The sequence below is a fragment of the Streptomyces sp. MK37H genome, from assembly GCF_018035285.1.
In the GTDB taxonomy this organism is placed as follows: Bacteria; Actinomycetota; Actinomycetes; order Streptomycetales; family Streptomycetaceae; genus Streptomyces; species Streptomyces endocoffeicus.
On sequence record NZ_JAAAYH010000567.1, the window covers coordinates 1 to 4,673 of the forward strand.

Annotated in this window: 4 protein-coding genes and 1 pseudogene; 1 reads left to right on the forward strand and 4 read right to left on the reverse strand. The window is 68.5% G+C overall.

The features are described from left to right. Positions 1-449 precede the first annotated feature (449 nt). Positions 450-894 (forward strand): annotated as a pseudogene (locus GWI24_RS40645) (transposase); the annotation flags it as partial. 69 nt (positions 895-963) lie between these two features. Here GWI24_RS40645 and GWI24_RS40650 read toward each other — a convergent pair. The 4 genes from GWI24_RS40650 to GWI24_RS40665 all read right to left on the reverse strand — a co-directional run. Next, positions 964-1,398, reverse strand: a complete 435-nt coding sequence (locus tag GWI24_RS40650; RefSeq protein WP_210951045.1) for a VOC family protein — start codon at positions 1,396-1,398, stop codon at positions 964-966. A 333-nt stretch (positions 1,399-1,731) separates the two neighbouring features. After that, positions 1,732-2,460 carry an MFS transporter gene (locus GWI24_RS40655; protein WP_210951046.1) on the reverse strand — a complete coding sequence of 243 codons (729 nt, stop codon included), beginning with the start codon at positions 2,458-2,460 and terminating at the stop codon, positions 1,732-1,734. Between the two features lie 58 nt (positions 2,461-2,518). Beyond that, positions 2,519-3,400, reverse strand: coding sequence for an alpha/beta fold hydrolase (locus tag GWI24_RS40660; RefSeq protein ID WP_210951047.1), 882 nt, complete (start codon positions 3,398-3,400; stop codon positions 2,519-2,521). 38 nt (positions 3,401-3,438) lie between these two features. Then, on the reverse strand, positions 3,439-4,673 hold a 1,235-nt coding region (locus tag GWI24_RS40665; protein ID WP_210951048.1), incomplete at its 5' end, for a hypothetical protein.

The following is a 4,673-nucleotide window of genomic DNA, read 5'->3' on the forward strand; positions in this document are numbered from 1 at the left end:
CCCGCGCTCACCCCCGCGCAGGGTGAATCAGACACCAACGAAGTTGACGCTCCCGGCGCTCCCGACCCGACTCACCTCGGCGAGCGTGGCACCGGCCGTGACCGTGCCGACGTGGCGCTGCTGCCGAACCACCAGGTCTCGACTGCACTTCGAGGCGGGCCGCGCGGCACCCCCTGGCGTCGCGCGCGTCGGCACCCCGTGGACGGTGGTGGCCCCGGACCGATGCCGCTCTCCCCGTCGAGTGATCTTCGATGCGCCTATCGCATGTCGCCCTTTCAGGCCCCTGTAGCCATGGGCTGCACTGGTCGAACAGGAAGGCAAGCCATGCCGACGCGCGTCAGGTCCACCGTCCTCACACTCGCTACCACCCTCGCGGGCCTGGCCGCGACGGCGGCGCCGGCATCGGCGACACCCAATGAGATGGTCACCACCACCCCGCGGGCAGCTCGGTGTCGAAGTCGGCCGTCCACCGCATCATCGGCCACCTCGGACCGTCGCTCGCGCTTCAGCCGCGTCAGCGGTTCGTCATCGACGCCGATACCCGACTCGTCGTCTCCGTCGGCCGACCGGTCACGGGCAACCGCAACGATCGCATGGCGTGGGAACTTTCCGGTGCGAAGGCCGCCGTCGGCCGGGCCACGGTCATCGCGGACGGCGGCTGTCGGGGTACCGGCCTGCTCATCCCGCACCGCCGTGAACGCGGCCAGACCGCAGTGCCAGCTTGGAAAGAGGAGCACAACCCTTCCCACCGCAAGGTCCCGGGCCCGCGTCGAGCACGCCTTCGCGCGGATAAAGGCATGGAAGACCCTTCGTGACTGCCGTCTGAAAGGCGACGGGGTTCACACCGCCATGCTCGGCATCGTCCGGCCGCACAACCTCGCCCTCACGGGGTAACTCCCGCCCCATACGAGACCAGAGAGGCCCAGGGGAGGCGGCTCCCCGCCTCCCCGGCTCGGAGAATGCTCAGTCGATACAGAATTCGTTGCCCTCGATGTCCAGCATTGGGATGCACGACTCGTTTTCCTCATCGGCATACAGCGTTTGCACGTGGGTGGCGCCGAGCGCGACCAGTCGTGCGCACTCGGCTTCGAGCGTGGCGAGGCGCTCGTCCCCCACGAGCCCGGTGCCGACCCGGACGTCGAGATGCACCCGATTCTTGACGATCTTGCCTTCGGGGACGCGCTGGAAGTACAGGCGCGGGCCCACGCCTGAGGGATCACTGCAGGCGAACCATGAACCCTGCTCCTCAGAAGGCAGGGTACGGTTGAAATCGTCCCAGGTGGCGAACCCCTCCGGTGGCGGCGGTATGACATACCCCAACACCTCGCACCAGAAACGAGCGAGGCGCTCAGGTTCTGCGCAGTCAAAGGTGACTTGGAACTTCTTGATCGCTGACATCGGCGCACCATAGCAGGTGGACTCTGCTGCTCATTTCCCCGGACGGATCCGCCCGCCACCCGTCGCGCCCTGGGTCACCTTGGACACCAAGTGACCAAACCGGACAGCAGATGAGCCGGTCACCCGCGTAGTGCTCCGCGACAAACCCGTAGGGGACGAGCGACCCCACGACCATAAGGATCTCGTTGAAGCACTCAACGAACAGAATGCCCTGCTACACCGTCTCCTGGAACTGCGGGACTGAGCTGTGCGCACTTCGGTCGCGGCGGCGCGTGAGAAGCAGGAGGGCGAGTGAGGCGGCGACGCCTGCGGCTGCGGCCAAAGGCAACTGGGTCAGAGTGTGCGCTGCACGAGCACGTGGAGAGCCTTGGTTGTGGTCAGTGTCCGATGAGGTCCGACGCGGTCGGTCAGGAATCCGCCGAGTTGTATGCCGACAATACTCGCGATGCCGAAGAGGAGCAGGGTGAGGCTCACTGCTTCACCGTCCAGTTCGACGACGCTGAGCAGGTATGGCGCGAGATATGTGTTCAGTACCGCGTAGCCGTCGAGCCAGAGAAATGTGACCGTCAAGCCGAGGATCGTGCCCGCATTGGCGAGCAGGCTGAGTTGACGGCGAAGCGGCACAGGGGCATGAGATGCGGTACGGGGGAGGGCCATCCATACAATTCCCGCCACGAGTATCGCCAGTGCGGCGTTCAGGGGGAGGATGGTTGTCCCGTCCCAGTGTTCGGCGATGGTGCGTCCGGTCGGCACTGCGAGGACCAGGGATGCCGTGATGCCCATCACGACGGTCGAGACCGCGCGTGCGCGGCGCTCGGCAGGCGCGAGGCGTACCGCGAGGCCCAGTGCTGTGACGACGATGAGACCCGTACTCGCTGCCATGACGACCCGGAGCGCCATGATCGTCAGGAGGGTGGGGCTCTGCCAGGACGCGATGTTCGTGGCCGCGAAGACGAGCAGTGCTGCCGATATGAGGAGGCGCGCTTGGAGCGCGCCCGCCGGGCGCTGGAGGGGCGAGGGGGCCTCGTGGCTGTGCGGAACCAGATCGTTCGTTTCAGCCACGAGGCCCCCTCGCCCTGGTTGGCCGCTTCGGATCGCCGACCTCGGCGGCCGGGTGCGGTTACTGGTGCGTGGCAAGGAACGGCAGGACGACGTCGGCCATCTCGTCGGGTACTTCCTCCGCAAGGTCGTGGCCGGCGTCGAAGGTGTGTCCGGTGACGTCGTGGGCCATGAGCCGCATCTGGGACTCGTTGCGGTCGCCGATGAACGCGGATCCGCCGAGGGCCAGGACCGGGATGTCCAGTTTCTTCTGTGCCGTCTGCCGGTTCTGTTCGGCGTCGACGAGCATGGCCCGGTAGATGGAGAGCATCGCGCGGATGCCGCCGGGCATGGAGTAGCAGCGCACGTATTCGTCGACCGCGTCGGGGGTGGCGCTGTCGGGGTGGCTGCGCTCGTACTTGATCATGTAGGTGATCAGCTCGCGCTCGTGTCCGGCGATCAGCATCTCGGGTATGTCCGGCTGGAAGTAGAAGCCCAGGTGCCACAGGTGCATGCCGCTGGAGACGTTCTCGGGGGTGAGGGCTGTGTGGTCCTCGAAGCCGAATCCGGGGAACAGGGCCTCGGCGAACACGAGAGCGGTGACGTGGTCGCGGTGGCGGGCGGCGAGCTGGTAGCCGATCACCGCTCCCCAGTCCTCGCCCGCCACTGCGTAGGTCTCGTGTCCGAGGTGGGTCATCAGCTCGGCGATGTCGTCGCTCATCGTCGCGGAGTCGTAGCCGTCCGACGGGCGGGCGGAGTCGCCGAGACCGCGAAGGTCCGGCACGACGACGGTGTAGTGGGGCGTCAGCTTCGGGACGAGGTGGCGCCAGTGGTAGCTGGTCTTGGGCACGCCGTGCAGCAGCACTATTGCGGGGCCGGACCCGGCAGTCCGGTAGTGCAGACTCGTTCCGTTGACGGCGGCTCGGCCCGTGCGGACGGGCGTTCCGTCATGGTCGAACATCATGTTTTCCAACCTTCCTGGTGTACCTCGCGATGCGGGTGTCAGTGGGCTTGCGGAGGGTCGACGAGGGTCACCAGACGGCTCGGTTCGGTGCCGTCCGCGGCTGTCCGGGCAGCGGATTGGCCGGCGGGGCGCAAGGTGACGTTCTCGGGGTAGAGCCGGCCGAGCAGGGCCAGGACGACGAGGTCGTCCTGGCCGGTGGCGTCCAGGGTGACGTCGCCTGCTTCCGTCCAGACCAGCCCCGGTGCGCGCAGGGTCGTCCACACGTCCGCGGTCCGGGGCGAGCTGTCGACTGGTGCGTCGCCAGCGGCGGGGTTCGGTCGGTGGGCGTAGCGGTGGCCGCGCAGGGCCTGGCCGAGGTCGACGCGGGCGGTGGTGCCGTCGTGGGTGATCTCGATGCCGGCGGTGCGGGTCCCGTCGGCGACCGGCCCGGTGACGGTATGGGCGGAGAGCGGCCCCGATGCGGTGGTGGCGGGCGGCAGGTCCTCGACGAGGGTGCGGGGTGCGGCGTAGTAGTCCTGCACCTCGGCGACATACGTGACGGTGTCGTCGGCGGCCAGGTCGGGGCGCCAGGTCAGCAGGTGCCGGGGTGCGGTCACGGGTGGCTGGTCGAGGACGGCGGGCAGGGCGGCGCCGCCGCCCGCCTCGAAGCCGTAGCCGACCGGGCCGGAGGTGCCGGTGACGACATGGCGGGCGAAGTCCACGATGCTGGAGTGCCGGATCTGGCGGACCAGCAGTTCGGTGAGGAACGCGTCGCGGGCCGGTTCGATGTGCCGCAGTCCGGTCGGGGTGATCGGGAGCGGGACGTCTTGCCAGTTGGTGAAGGGCAGCAGGGCGTCGCGCAGCAGGACGATCTGGTGCAGCCACTCGTTGTAGAGCTGCATCGTGACCGGTCCACCGCGACGGCCGCGGAGCAGATCGGCCGCGGGAGGGGTGAGTAGATGGCCGTAGCAGTGGCTGCGGACGACCAGCGGGCCGGCGGGCAGCGTTATCCGGTCGGTGAGCAGCCTCTCCAGGGCGGCGGTTGCCCAGGAGGCGATCTCCCGGCCGAGGGTCTCGGCCTGCGCGCCCAGTTCGCGGGCTGCCGAGGCACTGTCCGGGCCGATGGCCAGCGGGAGGGAGGTCTCCCGGGTGCCGAGGGCGAGTGTCGCACGGATCTGGGCCTCCAGCACCTCGCCATCGGCGGTGGTGAGGGCGTTGTCATCGATGATGCCCTGCAGCAGTGGCTCGGTGGCGGTGAAGAAATCGCGGGCGGTCAGGGTGGCGCCGGCCGCGG